1 protein-coding gene is annotated in these 773 nt (G+C 40.6%); it reads right to left on the reverse strand.

The window, feature by feature from the left end; translation table 11 throughout:
• A partial coding sequence (locus QMD21_07825) for an NAD(P)-binding protein (GenBank protein ID MDI6856671.1) occupies window positions 1-773 on the reverse strand: 773 nt, incomplete at both ends.

Consider the following 773-nt stretch of genomic DNA (forward strand, 5'->3'; position numbering starts at 1 on the left):
AACCTTTTAGACTAGTGATACTTTCTATTTTTGTGTTTGTTTTTATTTCTACACCTATCCCTTTAATGTGCTCAATCTCAGCTTGCAGTATTTTTTTAGGCAGTCTGTATTCAGGTATCGCTACTGCAAGCATCCCGCCTGCTACAGGTAATGCTTCGAAAACAGTTACCGGATAGCCCATTTTTGTTAAGTAATAAGCGCAAGTTAAGCCTGCAGGTCCTGAGCCGATAACTGCAATTTTTTCTTTTTTGGTTATTTCCGCATGCGCTGTTTGCTGTTTTAATTTCAGTTCGTAATCTGCAACGAATCTTTTCAATGCTGCAATTGCAATCGGCTCGTCAAGCTCTTTACGATTGCATTCCTCTTCGCATGGATGATGGCACACGCGGCCGCAAATTCCAGGAAACGGATTTTTCTCTCTTATCAATGCAAGCGCTTCTTTGAATTTGCCTTGCGAAATTAGCGCAGTATAGCCTTGCGCGTTAACTCCTGCAGGACATGCGTTCCTGCAAGGCGAAATGCCTTTTTTGTCAATTGTAAATTTATTCGGTATTGCTTGAGGAAAAGGTCTGTAGATAGCCTTTCTATTGCTAAGCCTTGCGTTAAACTCGTCCTTCAGCTCTACCGGACAATGTTTTGTGCACTCATCACAGCCGTTACATTTTATCCAATCAACAAATGTCGCTTTCTTTCTAACTTTAACTTTGAAATTCCCCATATACCCTTTTACATCTGCAATTTCCGAGTAAGTTAGAAGCTCTATATTTTTGTGC

The organism is Candidatus Thermoplasmatota archaeon (assembly GCA_030018475.1).
GTDB lineage: Archaea > Thermoplasmatota > JASEFT01 > JASEFT01 > JASEFT01 > JASEFT01.